The organism is Paracoccus aminovorans, assembly GCF_900005615.1.
Taxonomy (GTDB): domain Bacteria; phylum Pseudomonadota; class Alphaproteobacteria; order Rhodobacterales; family Rhodobacteraceae; genus Paracoccus; species Paracoccus aminovorans.
The window spans coordinates 2,513,468-2,531,434 of the sequence record NZ_LN832559.1 but is presented as its reverse complement, the minus strand read 5'-3'; the positions used below and the strand labels follow the sequence as shown (position 1 = coordinate 2,531,434).

At 67.9% G+C, this 17,967-nt stretch carries 13 protein-coding genes and 2 pseudogenes; 8 read left to right on the top strand and 7 right to left on the bottom strand.

Annotated elements, in window-relative coordinates; all coding sequences use genetic code 11:
• Nucleotides 1-130: 130 nt before the first annotated feature.
• Nucleotides 131-1,834: a peptide ABC transporter substrate-binding protein gene (locus JCM7685_RS12610; protein ID WP_074969058.1), complete on the bottom strand. Its 1,704-nt coding sequence runs from the start codon at nt 1,832-1,834 to the stop codon at nt 131-133.
• 176 nt (nt 1,835-2,010) lie between these two features.
• Here JCM7685_RS12610 and JCM7685_RS12605 point away from each other — a divergent pair.
• The 3 genes and pseudogenes from JCM7685_RS12605 (at nt 2,011) to JCM7685_RS12595 (ending at nt 7,484) form a co-directional block, all read left to right on the top strand.
• Nucleotides 2,011-3,791: pseudogene (locus JCM7685_RS12605) on the top strand (ABC transporter ATP-binding protein).
• Between the two features lie 149 nt (nt 3,792-3,940).
• Entirely contained in the window at nt 3,941-6,133 is a 2,193-nt protein-coding gene (locus tag JCM7685_RS12600; protein ID WP_074969054.1) for a TonB-dependent siderophore receptor, read from the top strand.
• 181 nt (nt 6,134-6,314) lie between these two features.
• Nucleotides 6,315-7,484 carry a M20 aminoacylase family protein gene (locus JCM7685_RS12595; protein WP_074969052.1) on the top strand — a complete coding sequence of 390 codons (1,170 nt, stop codon included), beginning with the start codon at nt 6,315-6,317 and terminating at the stop codon, nt 7,482-7,484.
• A gap of 103 nt (nt 7,485-7,587) precedes the next feature.
• Here JCM7685_RS12595 and lpdA read toward each other — a convergent pair whose 3' ends face one another.
• From lpdA to queA, 4 genes are read right to left on the bottom strand one after another with little or no spacing between them, the layout of a single operon-like run.
• On the bottom strand, nt 7,588-8,979 hold the full coding sequence (lpdA, locus tag JCM7685_RS12590; protein WP_074969050.1) for a dihydrolipoyl dehydrogenase: 1,392 nt from the start codon (nt 8,977-8,979) through the stop codon (nt 7,588-7,590).
• A 45-nt stretch (nt 8,980-9,024) separates the two neighbouring features.
• Nucleotides 9,025-9,606: a DUF924 family protein gene (locus JCM7685_RS12585; RefSeq protein ID WP_074969048.1), complete on the bottom strand. Its 582-nt coding sequence runs from the start codon at nt 9,604-9,606 to the stop codon at nt 9,025-9,027.
• 59 nt (nt 9,607-9,665) lie between these two features.
• Entirely contained in the window at nt 9,666-10,910 is a 1,245-nt protein-coding gene (locus JCM7685_RS12580; RefSeq protein ID WP_074969046.1) for an MFS transporter, read from the bottom strand.
• Entirely contained in the window at nt 10,910-11,965 is a 1,056-nt protein-coding gene (gene queA / locus JCM7685_RS12575; RefSeq protein ID WP_074969044.1) for a tRNA preQ1(34) S-adenosylmethionine ribosyltransferase-isomerase QueA, read from the bottom strand. The genes JCM7685_RS12580 and queA overlap by 1 nt, the downstream gene beginning before the upstream one ends.
• A gap of 129 nt (nt 11,966-12,094) precedes the next feature.
• Here queA and JCM7685_RS12570 point away from each other — a divergent pair, with 129 nt between their 5' ends.
• Together JCM7685_RS12570 and bfr are read left to right on the top strand one after the other, a co-directional pair.
• Nucleotides 12,095-12,385, top strand: a complete 291-nt coding sequence (locus JCM7685_RS12570) for a (2Fe-2S)-binding protein (RefSeq protein WP_074969042.1) — start codon at nt 12,095-12,097, stop codon at nt 12,383-12,385.
• On the top strand, nt 12,333-12,818 hold the full coding sequence (gene bfr, locus JCM7685_RS12565; RefSeq protein ID WP_074969040.1) for a bacterioferritin: 486 nt from the start codon (nt 12,333-12,335) through the stop codon (nt 12,816-12,818). Before JCM7685_RS12570 ends, bfr begins: the two co-directional genes overlap by 53 nt.
• A gap of 70 nt (nt 12,819-12,888) precedes the next feature.
• Here bfr and JCM7685_RS12560 read toward each other — a convergent pair whose 3' ends face one another.
• Complete coding sequence (locus JCM7685_RS12560; RefSeq protein ID WP_074969038.1) at nt 12,889-13,566, bottom strand: HAD-IA family hydrolase; 678 nt, start codon at nt 13,564-13,566, stop codon at nt 12,889-12,891.
• A gap of 102 nt (nt 13,567-13,668) precedes the next feature.
• Between JCM7685_RS12560 and glmU the strand changes: the two genes are divergently transcribed.
• From glmU to JCM7685_RS19615, 3 genes and pseudogenes are all read left to right on the top strand, one after another.
• Nucleotides 13,669-15,009 (top strand): bifunctional UDP-N-acetylglucosamine diphosphorylase/glucosamine-1-phosphate N-acetyltransferase GlmU, encoded by a 1,341-nt coding sequence (gene glmU, locus JCM7685_RS12555; RefSeq protein ID WP_074969036.1) that lies wholly within the window; start codon nt 13,669-13,671, stop codon nt 15,007-15,009.
• Nucleotide 15,010: 1 nt separating this feature from the next.
• A complete protein-coding gene (gene glmS, locus JCM7685_RS12550) occupies nt 15,011-16,828 on the top strand; it encodes a glutamine--fructose-6-phosphate transaminase (isomerizing) (protein WP_074969034.1) in 1,818 nt (605 codons plus the stop codon).
• A 177-nt stretch (nt 16,829-17,005) separates the two neighbouring features.
• Nucleotides 17,006-17,209 (top strand): annotated as a pseudogene (locus JCM7685_RS19615) (IS3 family transposase); the annotation flags it as partial.
• A gap of 296 nt (nt 17,210-17,505) precedes the next feature.
• On the opposite strand, the gene JCM7685_RS12545 reads toward JCM7685_RS19615, so the two are convergent.
• The gene (locus JCM7685_RS12545; RefSeq protein ID WP_074969032.1) at nt 17,506-17,958 is read right to left on the bottom strand and encodes a hypothetical protein; all 453 of its coding nucleotides are present in this window, start codon (nt 17,956-17,958) and stop codon (nt 17,506-17,508) included.
• Nucleotides 17,959-17,967 lie beyond the last annotated feature (9 nt).

Genomic DNA, 17,967 nt, shown 5'->3' with positions numbered 1-17,967 from the left:
GCGGGTGGATGCCCGGCCCGAACCAGGGCCCACGGCCAGCCGCCGCGCCCGGCGAGGGCGGGGCAGGGCGGCATCGCGCCCTTGCGGCAGGGCCAAGGGATGCGCGGCCCGCCGCCGCGGCGGGCGCGGGTCATGGTTCGATGCGATGCCAGTCGGCGACGTTCCACAGCTCGCTGTCCCAGGCGTTCATCTGGACCCCGCCCAGCCGGTTCGAGACCGCCGAGGTGGTGCCGCGATAGACCAGGGGAATGATGGCATTGCTGTCGCGGGTCAGCATCTCGTTCAGGCGCTTGCCCATGGCGCCGCGCGCGGCCGGATCGACGATCTGCGTCATCTCGCCGATCAGCCGGTCGAATTCGGGGTCGCAATAGCGGCTGGTGTTCTCGCCCTGCCACTGGTTTTCCGGGCCGGGGATCTTGTCGCAGGTCTGGCGCGCCAGATAGGGCTCGGGGTTGTTGCCCTCGAAGTTGTTCGCATACATCTCGACGTCGGCATGGAATTTCTGGAACGTGTCGGGAGAACCGGCGTCGCCGCCGAAAAAGACCGAGGGTTCCACCACCTTCAGCTCGGTCTCGACCCCGATATCGGACCACCATTGCTTGATCAGCGCCTGGAAATCCTGGCGCACGGCGTTGACCGAGGACTGGAACAGCAGCTTCAGCCGCCTGCCGTCCTTTTCGCGGATGCCGTCGGGACCCGGCAGCCAGCCGGCCTCGTCCAGCAGCCTTTTCGCCCCCTCGACATCCTGCGCCATGCAGTCGGTGTTGTCCGAGGCCCACGCGTCCGGCGCCGGCACCAGATTGCAGCTGGGCTGGCCGGCCGGGCCATAGCCCAGCTCGGTCAGCAACTGCCGGTCGATGGCCATGGACAGCGCCTTGCGCACATTGGCGTCCTGCAGGATCGGATGCGGATGCTTGGCGGTCGAGCGCTCGCCCTCGGGCAGGTCCGGCGAGGGATCGGTCAGGTTGACGTGGATGCGCTCGACCAGGCTGCCGAAGGCGACGACGTTCTGACCCTTGCCGGCCGCCTCCATGCCCGCCATCACGTCCGGCGCCAGCTGGGTGTTCCAGGCATAGTCGAACTCGCCTGTTTCCAGCACCGCCCGCGCCGCCGCCGCCGCGTCGCCGCCGCCCTTGATCAGCAGCTTGGCGAAAGCGGGCTGGTCGGACGCGCGGTATTCGGGGTTCGCCTCGAAGGTGATGCTGTCGTTGGTGCGGAACGCGACCACCTTGAACGGGCCGGTGCCGACGGGGTTGAAGTTCTGCTGGGTGCAGGTCGGGGCCTTTTCGCCGATGCAGTCGCGGAACTGCGCCTTTTGCAGCACCGGCGTCTGCGCGCCGACGAAGGCCGAGAACGGATCGGATCGCGGCGTCGCGAAGCGGATCCGGACCGTCAATGCGTCCAGCGCCTCGACGCTTTCGACGCCCTCGAACTTTGCCAGCTGCGCGCAGCCGCCCGAGGGGTCCATGCAATAGGCGGCGGTGAAGGCCACGTCCTCGGCGGTCAGCGGCGAGCCGTCGGCCCACCGGATCCCCGGCTTCAGCTTCCAGGTCACGCTGCGCAGGTCCGGGGCGATGCCGCCGTTCTCGCGGCTGGGGATTTCGGCGGCCAGCCGCGGCGCCAGCCCGCCCTGGGGGGTGAAGCTCGCCAGCGGCTCTAGCGCGATGCTGCTGGCGATGATGTCCTTGGTGCCGGGCGACAGATAGGGGTTCATCGTCGAGGGCGCCTGCCACATGATGACGTTCACCTGCCCGTCGCTGCCCCGCCCCGCCATCGCGGCAGGGGCGGCCAGCGCCGCCGCGGCGGCCCCCAGCATCCAGCATCTCACTTGCATCGCCGTCTCCTGTCGCTGTGATAGGCATGGGCCGGGCTGCCGCCGGCCGCTCCTGCGCCGATTTTCAGACCGCTTTTCCTTGGAAAGCAAGGCGCTTCTTCGCCGGCTTTTCGGTTGCAACCTCCCGGCGCGGCATTAGCCTGACCGCGGCAGGCACCGGCGGGGAAGGGGGACAGATGCCGCAACGGAACCCGCTCGTCTCGGTCCAGGGGCTTCGGGTCGCGTTCCGGACCGGGGACGGGACCGTCGCCGGGCTGCGCAACCTGTCCTTCGACATCGCCGCCGGCGAATGCCTGTGCATCGTCGGCGAATCCGGCGCCGGCAAGTCGGTGGGGGCGCTGTCGCTGATGCGGCTGGTCGAATTCGGCGGCGGCGAGATCGCCGGCGGCCGGCTGCTGTTCCGGCGCGAGCAGGACATGATCGACCTTGCCCAGGCATCGCCCGCCGCCATGCGCCGCCTGCGCGGCAACCAGCTCGCGATGGTCTTTCAAGAGCCGATGACAGCGCTGAACCCGGTCTTCACCATCGGCGCGCAGCTGTCCGAGGGGCTGGTCGCCCACCGCGGGCTGTCGCGGCGCCAGGCCCGCGCCCGGGCGCTGGAGCTGCTGCGCGAACTCTGCATCCCCGAACCCGAGCGCCGGCTGCGGCAATATCCGCACGAACTGTCCGGCGGCATGCGCCAGCGCGTGGTCATCGCCATGGCCATGGCCTGCCGCCCGCGGCTGCTGATCTGCGACGAGCCGACCACGGCGCTGGACGTGACCCTCCAGGCCGAGATCCTGGCCCTGATCGACCGGCTGAAGCGGCAGGCCGGCATGGCGGTGCTGTTCATCACCCACGACATGGGCGTCGTCGCCCAGATCGCCGACCGCGTGCTGGTCATGCGCGGCGGCGCGGTGGTGGAAGAGGGGCCGGCCGCCGAAATCTTCGCCCGCCCGCGCCAGCCCTATACCCGCGCCCTGCTTGCCGCCGTGCCGCGCCTGGGCGAGATGGCCGGCCGCGATCCGCCCGCGCCCCCGCCGCAGGCGGCGCCGCTGCTTCAGGTCGAAAACCTCTGCACCCGCTTTCCGATCCGCGGCGGGCTGCTGCGCCGCAGGCTGGCGCAGCTGCATGCGGTCGAGGACGTTTCCTTCACCCTGGACGCCGGACAGACCCTGGCGCTGGTCGGCGAATCGGGCAGCGGCAAGTCCACCGCCGGCCGCTCGATCCTGCGGCTGGTCGAACCCGCCTCGGGCCGGGTCCGACTGGCCGGGCGCGACATTCTCAACCTAGGCGCCGCGGACCTGCGCCGCGCCCGGCGCGACATGCAGATGATCTTTCAGGATCCTTTCGCCAGCCTCGACCCGCAGATGCGGCTGCTGGATCAGGTCGAGGAGCCGCTGCTGAACCATGGCATCGGCAGCCGCGCCGAGCGCCGCGACCGTATCGCCCGGCTCTTCGACCGGGTCGAGCTGCCGCGCAGCCTGATGCACCGCTATCCGCACGAGCTTTCCGGCGGCCAGCGCCAGCGCATCGCCATCGCCCGCGCCCTGGCATTGGAGCCGCGGCTGATCGTCGCCGACGAGGCGGTCTCGGCGCTGGACGTCTCGGTCCGGGCGCAGGTGCTGGAACTGCTGGAGGACCTGCAGCGCCAGCTTGGCATCGCCATGCTGTTCATCAGCCACGACATGGCGGTGGTCGAGCGCATCAGCCACCGCGTCGCGGTGATGCATCAGGGCCGCATCGTGGAAATCGGCAGCCGCCGCCAGGTCCTGGAAAGCCCGCAGCATCCCTATACCCGCCGCCTGCTGGCCGCCGTGCCTGTGCCCGATCCGCGCCGCCGGCGGTTGGCCGAGGACCTCGGCCCACCCCCGCGGGCGCGCCGATCCACCCGGTCGGCCATGTGCCGGCGCCTTCGACCTATGCCCAGGTCGCGCCCGGCCACATGGTCCTGACCGTCCCCGCAACGCATGGTTGAACCGCACCTGTTGCGGAATTGTCGCATGTCGTCGCAACCCTTCGCCGGCGGACGAGTCCGCTTGCCCGGTCGCCCATGCGGCGGGAATAGCGGGGACAGAAGCCAGCTCCATGCCAGCCCGAAACGAAACCGCATCGGATGGCTTTCCCATGACATACCGCCCCCTGATCTCATTCGCCGCACGCGCGCGGCTGACCACGGCGCTTTCCGCCGGCATCCTGGCGCTGGCCGTCCCGGCCATGGCGCAACAGGCCCAGGACGGCTCTGGCACCGCCGTCACCCTGGACGAGGTGACGATCACCGCCGCCCCCGGCACCCAGACCGAGGGCACCGACAGCTGGACCACCGAATGGATGCGCTCGGCCACCGGGCTGGTGCTGAGCCAGAAGGAAACCCCGCAATCCACCAGCGTCATCACCGACGCGCAGATGAAGGACCGCAACATCACCACCATCGCCGAGACGATGGACGCGGCGACCGGCATCACCGTGCAGGCCTTTGAAAGCGACCGCATCAACTATTATTCGCGCGGTTTTCCCATCGACGCCTATCAATATGACAGCGCCCCGGTGCCGCGCGACGTGGTCTATCAGTTCGGCGACAACAATCCCGACATGGCGCTGTACGACCATGTCGAGATCGTGCGCGGCGCCACCGGCCTGATGTCGGGCGCGGGCGAGCCGGGCGCCTCGATCAACTTCATCCGCAAGCGGCCGACCGAGGTGTTCCAGAGCGAGGCCGCCTTCTCGCTGGCCGATCCCAAGGGCGCGCGGGTGGAGGCGGACGTGTCCGGGCCGCTGAACGCCTCGGGCTCGGTGCGCGGCCGGCTGGTCGGCGTGGTCGACAAGCGGGACGGTTTCCTCGACAACTATACCAAGGACAAATATGTTCTGTTCGGCGCCGTTGAGGTCGACATCGACGAAAACACCGTGCTGTCGACCGGCATCAGCTATCAAAAGACCAACGCCGATGCCGTGACCTGGGCCGGGCTGCCGTCCTTCTATGCCGACGGCGGGCTGATCGACTGGCCCGACGGCTCGACCATGGGCACCGACTGGACCTATGTCGATACCGCGCGGACCGATGCCTTCGCCTCGCTGGAGCACGTGTTTCGCAACGGCTGGACCGGCCGGCTGGTCCTGAGCCATATCCGCACCGATTCCGACATGCAGCTGTCCTGGGCCAATGGCGCGCCGGATCGCGACGGCAGCGGCCTGTCGTTGCTGTCGGCGGCGAAATACGACGGACGATCCGACGTCTCGACACTGAACGCGATGGTCAACGGCGATTTCCAGGCGATGGGCCGCGACCACCAGTTCGTGTTGGGCGCGATGATGTCCTATGCCTCGGCGACGAACGATTCCTACAGTGCGCTGACCGGCATCGGCACGCCGATCGAGAATGTCTTCGACTGGAACGGCGGCCCGGCCGAGCCGGTGTGGTCGGATGGCCCGACCAGCGTCGGCAAGACCACCGCGCGCCAATACGGCGTCTACGGCACCCTGCAGTTCCACGCGACCGACGCGCTGGCGCTGATCGGCGGCGCGCGCGCCAGCTGGTGGAGCGGCAGCGACGCCACCGACGGCGTGACGACGCTGGACTACAGCTACGATGCCGAGATCACCCCCTATGTCGGGGCGACCTATGACCTGACTCCGGTCTGGACCGCCTATGGCAGCATCACCAGCATCTTCAAGCCGCAGCTGGCGCAGGACGTCGACGGCAATTATCTGGATCCGGCCTATGGCTGGAACTACGAGCTGGGGGTCAAGGGCGATCCGCTGGACGGCCGGCTGTATGTCTCGGCCGCGATCTTCCAGACCGATCAGAAGGATGTTGCCGAATACCTGTATTACGATCTGGAAGAGGATCGGTCGGTCTATCGCAGCATCGACGGCACCAAGACGCGCGGCTTCGAGGTCGAGGCGGCGGGGGCGATCAACGACCGCTGGAACGTCTCGGCCGGCTATACCTATCGCACCTCCAAGGATCAGGACGGGAACAAGCTGTATGCCGACCAGCCCCAGCACACGCTGAAGCTGGCGACCGACTACCGGCTGGCGGCGTTGCAGGACAAGCTGACCCTGGGCGGGGCGATGCGCTGGCAAAGCGGCACCGACAGCATGGACTTCACCTCCGAGCTGGAACAGCCGAACGTGCACCAGGGCAGCTATGCGGTCTTCGATCTGAACGCCAAATATGACCTGAACGACAAGACCGCGCTGTCGCTCAGCGTGAACAATATCTTCGACAAGAAGTATTACGCCACCACCGGTTTCTATGACACCGTGGTCTATGGCGACGGGCGTTCGGCCGAGCTGACGCTGCGGGCGAAGTTCTGAAGCGTCGGCGTGGGCCCGGGAGTCTCGGGCCCATGTCTTTGGCTGCGGGGGTTCCGCTTCCGGGAAGCGCGGCGAAAGCCCCGGCGTCGGCCGGGGCTTTTGCGTTTCGGTGCCGGGGCCGTCGCACAGCCTTGCGGCGCGGGACGAAAGGCGTAACCTTCGCGCCGAAGGAGATTGTCACATGCCCGTCAAGAACCGTTTCGCAGAGCTGCTGCCCGAGATCACCGCCTGGCGCCGCGACTTCCACCGGAACCCCGAGCTCGACTATCAGGTGCATCGCACCGCCGGCCGCGTCGCCCAGCTTCTGCGCGAATTCGGCCTGGACGAGGTCACCGAGGGCGTGGGCCGCACCGGCGTCGTCGGCGTCATCAAGGGCCGCAGCGACAGCAGCGGCCGGGTGGTGGGGCTGCGCGCCGACATGGATGCGCTGCCGATCCGCGAGCAGACCGGGGTGGACTATGCCTCGCAGGTGCCGGGGGTCATGCATGCCTGCGGCCATGACGGCCATACGGCCATGCTGCTGGGCGCGGCGAAATACCTGGCCGAGACCCGCAATTTCGACGGCACCGCGGTGGTGATCTTCCAGCCGGCCGAAGAGGGCGGCGGCGGCGGGCTGGCCATGATCCGCGACGGGCTGGTCGAGCGCTGGGGCATCCAGGAATTCTATGGCATGCACAACATGCCCGGCTATCCGGTCGGCAGCTTCGCCATCCGCGACGGCGCCATGATGGCCGCGACAGACCAGTTCGACATCGTGGTGACCGGCAAGGGCGGCCATGCGGCCAAGCCCCACGACTGCATCGACACCACCCTGGTCGCGGCGCAGATCATCGTGGCGCTGCAGTCGATCGTGTCCCGCAACACCGATCCGCTGCAAAGCGCCGTGGTCTCGGTCTGCGTGGTCGAGACCGATTCGACCGCCCATAACGTCATCCCGCAGGTGGTGCGGATGAAGGGCACCGCCCGCAGCCTAGACCCCCAGGTCCGCGACCGGCTGGAGGAGGGCATCGCCCGCATCGCCACCCATACCGCCGCCGCCTTTGGCGCCAGTGCCGAGGTGGCATATGAACGCGGCTATCCGGTGACGGTGAACCATTCGGAGGCCACGGGTTTCGCGGCGGAGGTGGCGCGCGCGGTCGCGGGCGACGTGAACATGGAGGTTCAGCCGCTGATGGCCGGCGAGGATTTCAGCTATATGCTGAACGAGCGTCCCGGCGCCTATATCTTCGTCGGCAACGGCGACACCGCCATGGTGCATCACCCGGCCTATAATTTCGACGACAATGCGATTCCGGCCGGGTCGAGCTGGTATGCCGGCATGATCGAGGCGCGGATGCCGCTGCGGGCGTGAGCCTTGGTGCCGGGGGCTGTCTGCCCCCGGACCCCCGAAGATATTTCCGCACAAAAGAAAAGGGAGCCCTGAGGCTCCCTTCGTGTTTCCGGATCGGCGGGTTTCAGAAGTGGATGGCGCGGCCGTAGGCCGAGAGCGTGGCCTCGTGCATCATCTCCGACAGCGTCGGGTGCGGGAAGACGGTCTCCATCAGCTCGGCCTCGGTGGTTTCCAGCGTGCGGCCGACGACATAGCCCTGGATCAGTTCGGTGACCTCGGCACCGACCATATGGGCGCCCAGGAGTTCGCCGGTCTTGGCGTCGAAGACGGTCTTGATCAGGCCCTCGGGTTCGCCGAGCGCGATGGCCTTGCCGTTGCCGATGAAGGGGAAGCGGCCGACCTTGATCTCGTAGCCGGCGGCTTTCGCCTTTTCTTCGGTCAGGCCGACCGAAGCGACCTGCGGGTTGCAATAGGTGCAGCCGGGGATCGAGTTCGGCTTGATCGGGTGCGGGTGCTGGCCGGCGATCAGTTCGGCGACCATGACGCCTTCGTGGCTGGCCTTGTGGGCGAGCCAGGGCGCGCCGGCCACGTCGCCGATGGCATAGAGCCCCTCGACGCCGGTGCGGCAATATTCGTCGGTCACGACATGGGTGCGGTCGATCTTGGCGCCCAGCTTTTCAAGGCCGAGGTTTTCCACGTTGCCGACGATGCCGACGGCCGAGATCACCGTGTCGAATTCCTGGGTCTCGGTCTTGCCGTCCCGCTCGATATGGGCGGTGACCTTGCCGGGGGCGCGGTCGAGTTTCTTGACCGTGGCCTTTTCCAGGATCTTCATGCCCTGCTTGACGAATTGCTTCTTGGCCAGGGCCGAGATTTCCGCGTCCTCGACCGGCAGCACGCGGTCCATGACCTCGACGACCGTGGTGTCGGCGCCCAGCGTGTTGAAGAAGCTGGCGAATTCGATGCCGATGGCGCCCGAGCCGATCACCAGCAGCTTTTTCGGCATCCGCGGCGGTTGCAGCGCGTGCTTGTAGTTCCAGACCAGGTCGCCGTCGGCTTCCAGCCCCGGCAGGTTGCGGGCGCGGGCGCCGGTGGCCAGCACGATGGCCTTGCCGGTGACCTCTTCGCTGCCCTTGTCGGTCTTGACCGTCAGCTTGCCGGGGGCGGTCAGCGTAGCCTCGCCCATGATGACGGTGACCTTGTTCTTTTTCAGCAGGTGGCCGACGCCGCCGGCGAGCTGTTTCGCCACGCCGCGCGAGCGTTGCACCACGGCGCCGAGGTCATAGCCGATCTTGTCGGCGGAGAGGCCGAATTCCTTGGCGCGGTGCATCAGGTGGAACACCTCGGCCGAGCGCAACAGCGCCTTGGTCGGGATGCAGCCCCAGTTCAGGCAGATGCCGCCCAGATGTTCGCGCTCGATGACCGCGACCTTCAGGCCCAGCTGCGCGCCGCGGATGGCGCAGACATAGCCGCCCGGGCCGGAACCGATCACCACCATGTCGAAGCTTTGCGCCATGGAACTCCCCCTCTGGAAATAGATAGTTCAGCGTTAAACCATTTTTCACAGGTCAGCAAGCGACAGCTTGCCCGACACCAGCGCGCCGTAACCCCCCGCCTGCATGATGCGATTTTCCGCCGGTGTGGGCTGGCGTCCCAGCGCCGCGTTACGCCAGGGGAAGCGGCCGAATTTCGCGATCGTGTCGCGATGGATCTCGGCGTGGCGCAGGTTCTCGCCGGGCATGTGCTGGCGGAACAGGTCCACGGCGCGGTCCTGGTCGGCGAGATCCTCGGAATGCTCGAAGGGCATGTAGAAGAACTGGCGGGCCGGCGGTTCGACCTGCAGGTGGAAGCCGTTGGCGACGGCGGCGCGGGCCAAGCTGCGCGCCAGCGGGTCGGTGTCGAAGGCGCGCGGGTCCTCGCGGAACATGTTGCGGGGGAACTGGTCGGCGAGGATCAGCCCGGCCAGCGCGCCCTCGGGGGTGTCGGCCCAGGCCGGGGCCAGGTCGGCGGCCTGCTGCCAGGCGGGAAGGAACCGGCGGCGCACCTCGGCGTCGACGGCGTCGGAGCGCAGATACCAGCCCTGTTCGCCCACCTCGTCGAGCCAGAAGCGGTTGATCGCCTGCGGGGTCGCGGTGTCGGTCATGGCGTTTCCCTTGGTTTGTCCAGGGATGGTTGCAGAGCCGGCAGGCCGCTGCAAGCCCGTCAGGCGGGTTTGTCGCCTTCGTCCGAGCCGGCGGTTTCCAGCGCCGCCTCGACCGCGACCGGGGTGGCCGAGGGGGCGATCACCGCGAAGCTCTGGTCCTGGGCGGGGCTCGACCGGCGGGTGCGGCGATAGAAGGTATAGCCGGCCAGCAGCGCCAGCAGCACGCCGATATAGATCCAGAACCCGTCGGGGCCCATCCTGTCCATCAGCCAGCCGGTGATCAGCGGCCCGGAAATGGCGCCGACGCCGTTGATGAACATAAGCCCGGCCGAAGCCGCCGCCATGTCGCTGCTGTCGAGAAAATCGTTGGTATGGGCCAGAAGCAGCGAATAGACCGGGTTCGCGACGCCTCCGATCAGGGCGGCGGCGGCGAGCAGGCCCCAGATCCCGGGTTGGGCCGCCACGGTGATCGCGGCCACGGCCGTGCCCAGGATCGCCAGCGCCAGGACGACGGCGCGGCGGTCGCCGCGGTCCGACAGCCAGCCGACCGGATATTGCAGCAGCAGCCCGCCGACATAGATCGCCGCCACGAAGGCCGAGATGTCGCGCACCGGCAGCCCCTTCACCGCGCCCCAGACCGAGGCCATGCCGAAGATCGCCGAGAAGACGCCGCCCATCAGGAACATGCCGACGCAGCCCAGCGGCGAGGCCCGGAACAGCTTGCCGAAGCTCATCAGCTTCAGCGTGGCGAATTGCGGCGCCGGCTGCGGCGACAGCAGGATCGGCAGGAAGGCCAGGCTGACCAGCACCGAGGGGATCACGAACAGCAGGTAGCCCGCCGGATCGGCGACATTCATCAGCAGTTGCGCGGTGATGATGCCCAGCATCTGCATGATCATATAGGCAGACAGCGCCCGCCCGCGCGATTCGTTGCTGGTCGAGGCGTTCAGCCAGCTTTCCGCGGTGATGTAGACGCCCGAGAAGCAGAAGCCGATCACCAGCCGCATCGCCGTCCAGGCGACCCAGTCCGGCGCTGCCGCATAAAGTATCAGCACCGAGGAGATCAGCGAGCCGAGCGCGGCGAAAACCCGCACGTGGCCGACGCTGCGGATCATCCCCGGCACCACGCGCGAGCCCAGCAGGAAGCCGCCGAAATAGGCCGACATGACCACCGACATCTCGGTGGTGGAAATGCCCTCGATCTTGCCGCGGATGCCCAGCAGCGTGCCCTGCATCCCGTTGCCGACCATCAAAAGCAGGACGCCAAGAAGCAGCGGCCAGGTAGTGCGCAGCACGGTCGGCATCATTCCCTCTTCGGTATCAGCAGCGAGGCGTCGCCGTAGCTGAAGAAGCGGTAGCCCGATTCGACGGCGTGGCGATAGACGACCCGGATGCGGTCGCGCCCCATCAGGGCCGAAACCAGCATCAGCAGGGTCGAGCGGGGCAGGTGGAAATTGGTCATCAGCGCATCCGTCACCCGGAAACGATAGCCGGGATAGATGAAGATTTCCGTGACATCCCGGAAGGGATGCACGGTGCCGTCCTCGGCGGCCGCCGATTCGATCAGCCGCAGCGCCGTGGTGCCGACCGGAATCACCCGGCCGCCGGCGGCGCGGGTGGCGTTGATGGCGGCGGCGGCCTCGGGCGTGACCTCGCCCCATTCGCCGTGCATCCTGTGGGTGGTCACGTCCTCGACCTTGACCGGCAGGAAGGTGCCGGCACCGACATGCAGCGTGACATGGGCGAAGCGCACGCCGCGCGCGCGAAGCGCCGCGAGCAGCGGCTCGTCGAAATGCAGGCTGGCGGTGGGCGCGGCGACGGCGCCGGAATGGCGGGCCCAGACGGTCTGGTAATCGGTGCGGTCGGCCTCGTCCGGCGGGCGCAGCGCGGCGATATAGGGCGGCAGCGGCATGGCGCCGACCCGGGACAGCGCCGCGTCGAAGGCCTCGCCCGCGGCATCGAAGCGCAGGGTCAGCCCGGCTTGCGCGATCTCGACCACCTCGGCGGACAGCGCGTCGGAAAAGCGGATCACCTCGCCCGGCTTCAGCTTGCGCAGGGGTTTCGCCAGCGCCTTCCAGCCGTCGGCGGCGGGCTCCAGCAGCGTGATCTCGACCTTCGCCACCGCCGCGCCCTGGGCGGTCCGGCGCGTGCGGGTGCCGGTCAGCCGCGCCGGGATGACCTTGGTGTCGTTCAGCACCAGCAGGTCGCCCGGTCCCAGCAGCTCGGCCAGGTCGTGGACGTGCAGGTCGCGGATCGCATCGCCCTCGGCCAGCAGCAGCCGGGCCGAGGACCGCGGCCGGGCAGGCCGGGTCGCGATCAGCGCCTCGGGCAGGTGAAAGTCGAAATCCTCAAGTCTCATGGCCGGGGGTTCTGTCGCCCCTGCCGCAGGCCGTCAAGCGGGGCCGGCGCAATATCATGGCAAAGTGAAAACCTCAGGCTTTACTTGCCCGAGCGAATCTGTCAATTATGGGGCAATCAAGGTGAGCCCATGATCGTCTGTCACTGCACCCAGATCTCCGACCACGACATCCGAGCCGCGATCGACTGGATGCGCGCCGCGGACCCCCAGACGATCATCACCCCTGGCAAGATCTATCACGCGCTCGGCAAGCGCGCTGATTGTGGTGGCTGTATGCCCTTGTTTCTGGACACCATGCGCGGATGCGATAATCTGGGCGTGCCTCCGCTGCTTCGGGGGCTGAAAGCCATGCGCAAAGGGGAAAGCCATGAAGGGCGACGCAAAGGTCATCGAGTATCTCAACGCAGCGCTTCGATCTGAGCTCACGGCGGTCAGCCAGTATTGGCTGCATTATCGGCTGCAAGAGGATTGGGGTTTCGGCAAGATCGCCGACAAGTCGCGCGCCGAATCCATCGAGGAGATGAATCACGCCGATCGTCTGATCCAGCGAATCATCTTCCTGGAAGGCCATCCGAACCTTCAGAAGCTCGATCCGCTGCGGATCGGCCAGAACCTCAAGGAAACGCTCGAATCCGATCTGGCGGCCGAGCACGACGCCCGCACGCTTTACATCGAGGCGCGCGAATATTGCGACAAGGTCGGCGACTATGTCAGCAAGAACCTGTTCGACGCCCTGCTGACCGACGAAGAGGGCCATATCGATTTCCTCGAGACCCAGCTGGATCTCTACGAATCGATCGGCGCGCAGAACTACGGACAGCTCAACGCGAAATCCGCCGACGCGGCCGAATAAGCCCGGCGGCAGACCCGCGCTTCAGGGGGCCCTTGCGGCCCCCTTTAACATGTCCGCCGCAGTCGGGCGGTCACTTTCCCAGCCAGTCCGCGGCCAGCGCCGGCAGCTCGTCGAAATGGCGCAGCATCGCCTCGGGCGCCAGCCGGGCCAGGCCTTCTCCCTCGGGGCCGAAGGCGACCAGCGCGACCCGGACCCCGGCCGCCGAGGCGGTCTTGCGGTCGGTCTCGGTATCGCCCACCAGAAAGGATTCGGCCATGCGGCCGCCCGCGCCCTCGACCGCGGCGCGATAGGGGCGGGGGTCGGGCTTGCGCACCGGCAGGGTGTCGGCGCCGATCATGGCGGCGAAACGGTCGCGGACCCCCAGTTCCCGCAGCAGCACCTCGGCCAGGGCCGATGGCTTGTTGGTGCATACGGCCAGGCTGTGGCCGGCCTCGGCCAGCCGGTCCAGCGCCGCCTCGGCCCCGGGATAAAGCCGGGTGTGGACGGCGATGGATTCGCCGTAATAGTTCAGCAGGCGCGGATAATCCTCTTCCTCGGCGCCGGGGGGCATCAGCGCATCGGCGGGAAGGCGCGCATAGCCGGCGCGCAGCATGGCCCGGCCGCCGTGAAAGGCGATCAGCGCATCCAGGTCCGGGTCCAGCAGCGGGCCAAGGCCGCGCGCGTGGAAACAGGCGTTTGCCGCCGCGATCAGGTCGCCCGAGGTATCGGCCAGCGTTCCGTCCAGATCGAAGACCACCGTTCCCGCCATGCTGTAACCTTCCGTCAAGATGTTTGATCGCCGGGGCCTTTCCCCTTCGCTGCCCTCTAGGTAGAACGCCCGGCAAGGATAAGGAACAGGCAAGAGGGCAGAATGACCGAGAAACCCGTGGCGCTGATCGTGCTGGCAGCCGGGCAGGGCAGCCGGATGCAGTCTGACCTGCCGAAGGTGCTGCACCGGCTGGGCGCCGTGCCGCTGGTCGGCCACGCCCTGGCCACCGGCCGCCGGCTGGAGCCGGAAACGGTCGTGGTCGTCGCCGGCCATGGCGCCGATCAGGTGCGCAAGGCGGTCGCGAAGCTGGACCCCGACGCCCGCGTCGCCCTGCAAGAGCAGCAGATGGGCACTGCCCATGCCGTTCTGCAGGCCCTGCCGCTTCTGGAAGGGTTCGAGGGGCGGGTTCTGGTGCTTTACGGCGACACCCCCTTCATCGCCGAGGAAACGCTCGGCATGCTCGCCAGCCACCCCTCGGACGTGATCGTCCTGGGTTTCGAGGCCGCTGATCCCGGCCGCTATGGCCGGCTGGTCACGGGTCCCGACGGGCTGGAGCGGATCGTGGAATACAAGGACGCCGACGAGGCGACGCGGGCGATCCGGCTGGTGAACTCGGGCGTGCTGGCCGCCGATGCCGCGACGCTGCGCGAGATCCTGCCGCAGATCGGCAACCGCAACGCCGCCGGGGAATACTACCTGACCGACTTGCCGGGCTTGGCCCGTGCCGCCGGCCTGCGCGTCGACGTGGTGACCTGCGACGAATCCGAAACGCTGGGCATCAATACCCGCGCCGAGCTGGCCGCGGCCGAGGCCGCCTTCCAGGCCCGCGCCCGCGCCCAGGCGCTGGAGGACGGGGTGACGCTGTCGGACCCGGCGACGGTCTGGTTCGCGCTGGACAGCTGCATCGGCCGCGACGCGGTCATCGGCCAGAACGTGGTCTTCGGCCCGGGCGTGACCGTGGAAAGCGGCGCCGAGATCCTGCCCTTCTGCCACCTGGAAGGCTGCCATGTCAGCGCCGGCGCCACCGTCGGCCCCTTCGCCCGGCTGCGCGCCGGGGCGGAACTGGGCGCCGACGTGCATGTCGGCAATTTCGTCGAGATCAAGAACTCGGTGCTGGACGAGGGCGTCAAGGTCGGGCACCTGACCTATCTGGGCGACGCCGATGTCGGCGAGGCCACGAACATCGGCGCCGGCACCGTGACCTGCAATTACGACGGGGTATCGAAGCATCGGACCCGGATCGGCGCCCATGCCTTCATCGGTTCGGACACCATGCTGGTGGCGCCGGTGGCGGTGGGCGCGCGGGCGATGACCGGCTCGGGTTCGGTCATCACCGAGGACGTGCCGGACGACGCGCTGGCGCTGGGACGCGCCCGGCAGGTGACGAAACCCGGTCTTGCCGCGCGGCTGATGCAGGCGCTGCGCCAGAAGAAAGGACGCTGACATGTGCGGAATCATCGGAATCCTGGGCCAGCACGAGGTCTCGCCCCAACTGGTCGAGGCGCTGAAGCGGCTGGAATACCGCGGCTATGACAGCGCCGGCGTGGCGACGGTCGACGAAGCCGGCCGGCTGGACCGGCGCCGGGCGGTGGGCAAGCTGGTCAATCTCTCGGACCGGCTGGTGCATGAGCCGCTGACCGGCCATGCCGGCATCGGCCATACCCGCTGGGCCACCCATGGCGCCGCGACCGAGGCCAACGCCCACCCCCATCGTCGCGGCCCGGTGGCCGTTGTCCACAACGGCATCGTCGAGAATTTCCGCGAATTGCGCGACGAGGTGATCGCGCTGGGCATGGAGCCCGAATCGCAGACCGATACCGAGACGGTGGCCCTGCTGACCGCCTGGCACATGGCGCAGGGCATGGACGCGATCCAGGCCGCGCGGGCGACGCTGTCGCGGCTGCACGGCGCCTTCGCGCTGGCCTTCCTCTTCGAGGGCGAGACCGACCTGATGATCGCCGCCCGCAAGGGCAGCCCGCTGGCCATCGGCCACGGCGAGGGCGAGATGTTCCTGGGCTCGGACGCCATCGCTCTGGCACCCTTCACCGATCGCATCACCTATCTTGAGGACGGCGACCACGCCATCCTGCGCCGCGCCGGCGCCCAGGTCTTCGACGCCGAGGGCCGGTCGGTCGAGCGCGAGGTGCAGCAGATCGACGTCGGCTCGACCCGGATCGACAAGGGCGGCTATCGCCATTTCATGGCCAAGGAGATCGCGGAACAACCGGTTGTTTTGGGCGACGCGCTGAACCACTACATCAAGGGCGACCGTCTGGTGCTGCCCGAGGCGATCGACTTTCGCGGCGTGGACCGGCTGACGCTGGTCGGCTGCGGCACCGCCTTCTATGCCGCCCATGTCGCGCGCTACTGGTTCGAGACGCTGGCGGGCCTGCCCTGCGACCTGGACGTGGCCTCCGAGTTCCGTTACCGCGAGCCGCCGCTGTCGCCGCAAAGCTGGGCGCTGTTCGTCAGCCAGTCGGGCGAGACCGCGGATACGCTGGCGGCGCTGCATTACGCCCGCGACAAGGTGGCGCGGACGGTGGGGGTGGTGAACGTCGGCACCTCGGCCATCGCGCGCGACGCCGACATCGCCCTGCCGACGCTGGCCGGGATCGAGGTCGGCGTAGCCTCGTCCAAGGCCTTCACTTGCCAGCTTGCCGTGCTGGCGGTGCTGGCGCTGAAGGCGGCGCATGACCGTGGCCGGCTGACGGATGCGGAACTGGCGGCGCATCTTGCCGACCTGCGCGCGCTGCCGGCGCTGCTGAACCAGGCGCTGGCGGTCAGCGACGAATGCCGCCGGCTGGCCGGCTGGCTGTCCGAGGCGCAGGACGTGCTCTACCTGGGGCGCGGCGCGCTATACCCGGTGGCGCTGGAGGGCGCGCTGAAGCTGAAGGAGCTCAGCTACATCCATGCCGAGGGCTATGCCTCGGGCGAGTTGAAGCACGGGCCCATCGCGCTGATCGACCGCAACGTGCCGGTGGTGGTGCTGGCCCCGCGCGACGAGCTGTTCGACAAGACGGTCTCGAACATGCAGGAGGTCATGGCGCGGCACGGGCAGGTGCTGCTGATCTCGGACCCGGCGGGGCTGGAGCTGGGCGGCCATGGCGTCCGGGCGGAGCTGCGGATGCCCACCGGCGGCGGGCTGTTCCAGCCGATCCTCTATGCGGTGCCGATGCAATATCTGGCCTATCACACGGCGGTCGCCAAGGGCACGGACGTGGACCAGCCGCGCAACCTCGCGAAGTCTGTGACGGTGGAATAGCGGGGCTGCAGCGACGGCCGGTGTTGGGAAATGACAGAAAGCGCAACATTCCCACGGTCCATTGGTCGTTTCTGCAGCCTTCATCACGCTGATGGGAGCGTTCGGCCTCAACCCTAGCGGGGGGCCGGTTTTCGTAGCATGAGTTCAGGCCGGTCCGGGACACCGTTCCCAGCATAGAACGCCGTCGCCGAGAGCTTCTTCAATCTGCTCGAGCGCGAACGGATCAGACGCAGAACTTGCTGGACGCGCAAGAGGCCAGGCAAGACTTGTTCAATTACATAGAGATGTTCCACAATCCGAAGCGCAAGCATGAGAGGAACGGCAATGCTGTCGCCTGCCGAGGTTGAGCAGGGTCAGATGATGGCATGCCAAGGCGTTTAGGAAAATCGGGCCTATCTGGACCATTGCGAAGGATCGAGTGTATTCCGATTGGGACGCGCCTGTCGTCCATTCGCGGCTTGCCCTTCCCTGAGAAAAGCGCCCCGGACTGCTCTCTGATTTTCGGAAGCCCTTGAGAAGAGGCCGGGTTTCTGCGCCTCCATCAGGCAGGAAGGACCCGTTCGCAGGAGCCATTGCCTTTTAGGCGCAGATCTCTCGACGTGAAGCGGTGCGGCCGGCAAGCGTGCAAACACCGTTGCAACGCGACAGTCGGGCGACCGGCTGCCGCGAGGGCCGGATCAGGCGGCCTTGACCAGGACGATGTCGGTGCTGCGCTTCTGCGTCGCGGACAGCGCATCGTATTGCGCCAGGTCGCGGACCACGATCAGCCGGGCCGAGGCCCCCTCCTTGGCCGCCTTCAGGTTCTGGGGGCTGGTCTTTTCCAGGTCGCCCAGCGAGACGTCCAGCACCGAGGCGATGAATAGCGACTTCACCTCGAAGATCTTGGCGACATAGGGGTCGTAACCCTCGATGGTCCAGCTGGTGCTGGCGGCGTCGCCCTCGCCGTTGACGATCAGCGCCAGCGACCAGGCGCCCTGCGCGTCGGTCGTGGTCTCGACCTTCTGGGTCACCACCCGGACGCCGTCGCCGAACACGTCCGAGCCGTTCAGCGTGGCGACGATCTTGCCCTGGGCGATGGGGGCGAGGGTGGCGTCCATCAGGACGCCCCTGACAATGGCTTTGTTCGGCATCTCTTGCTC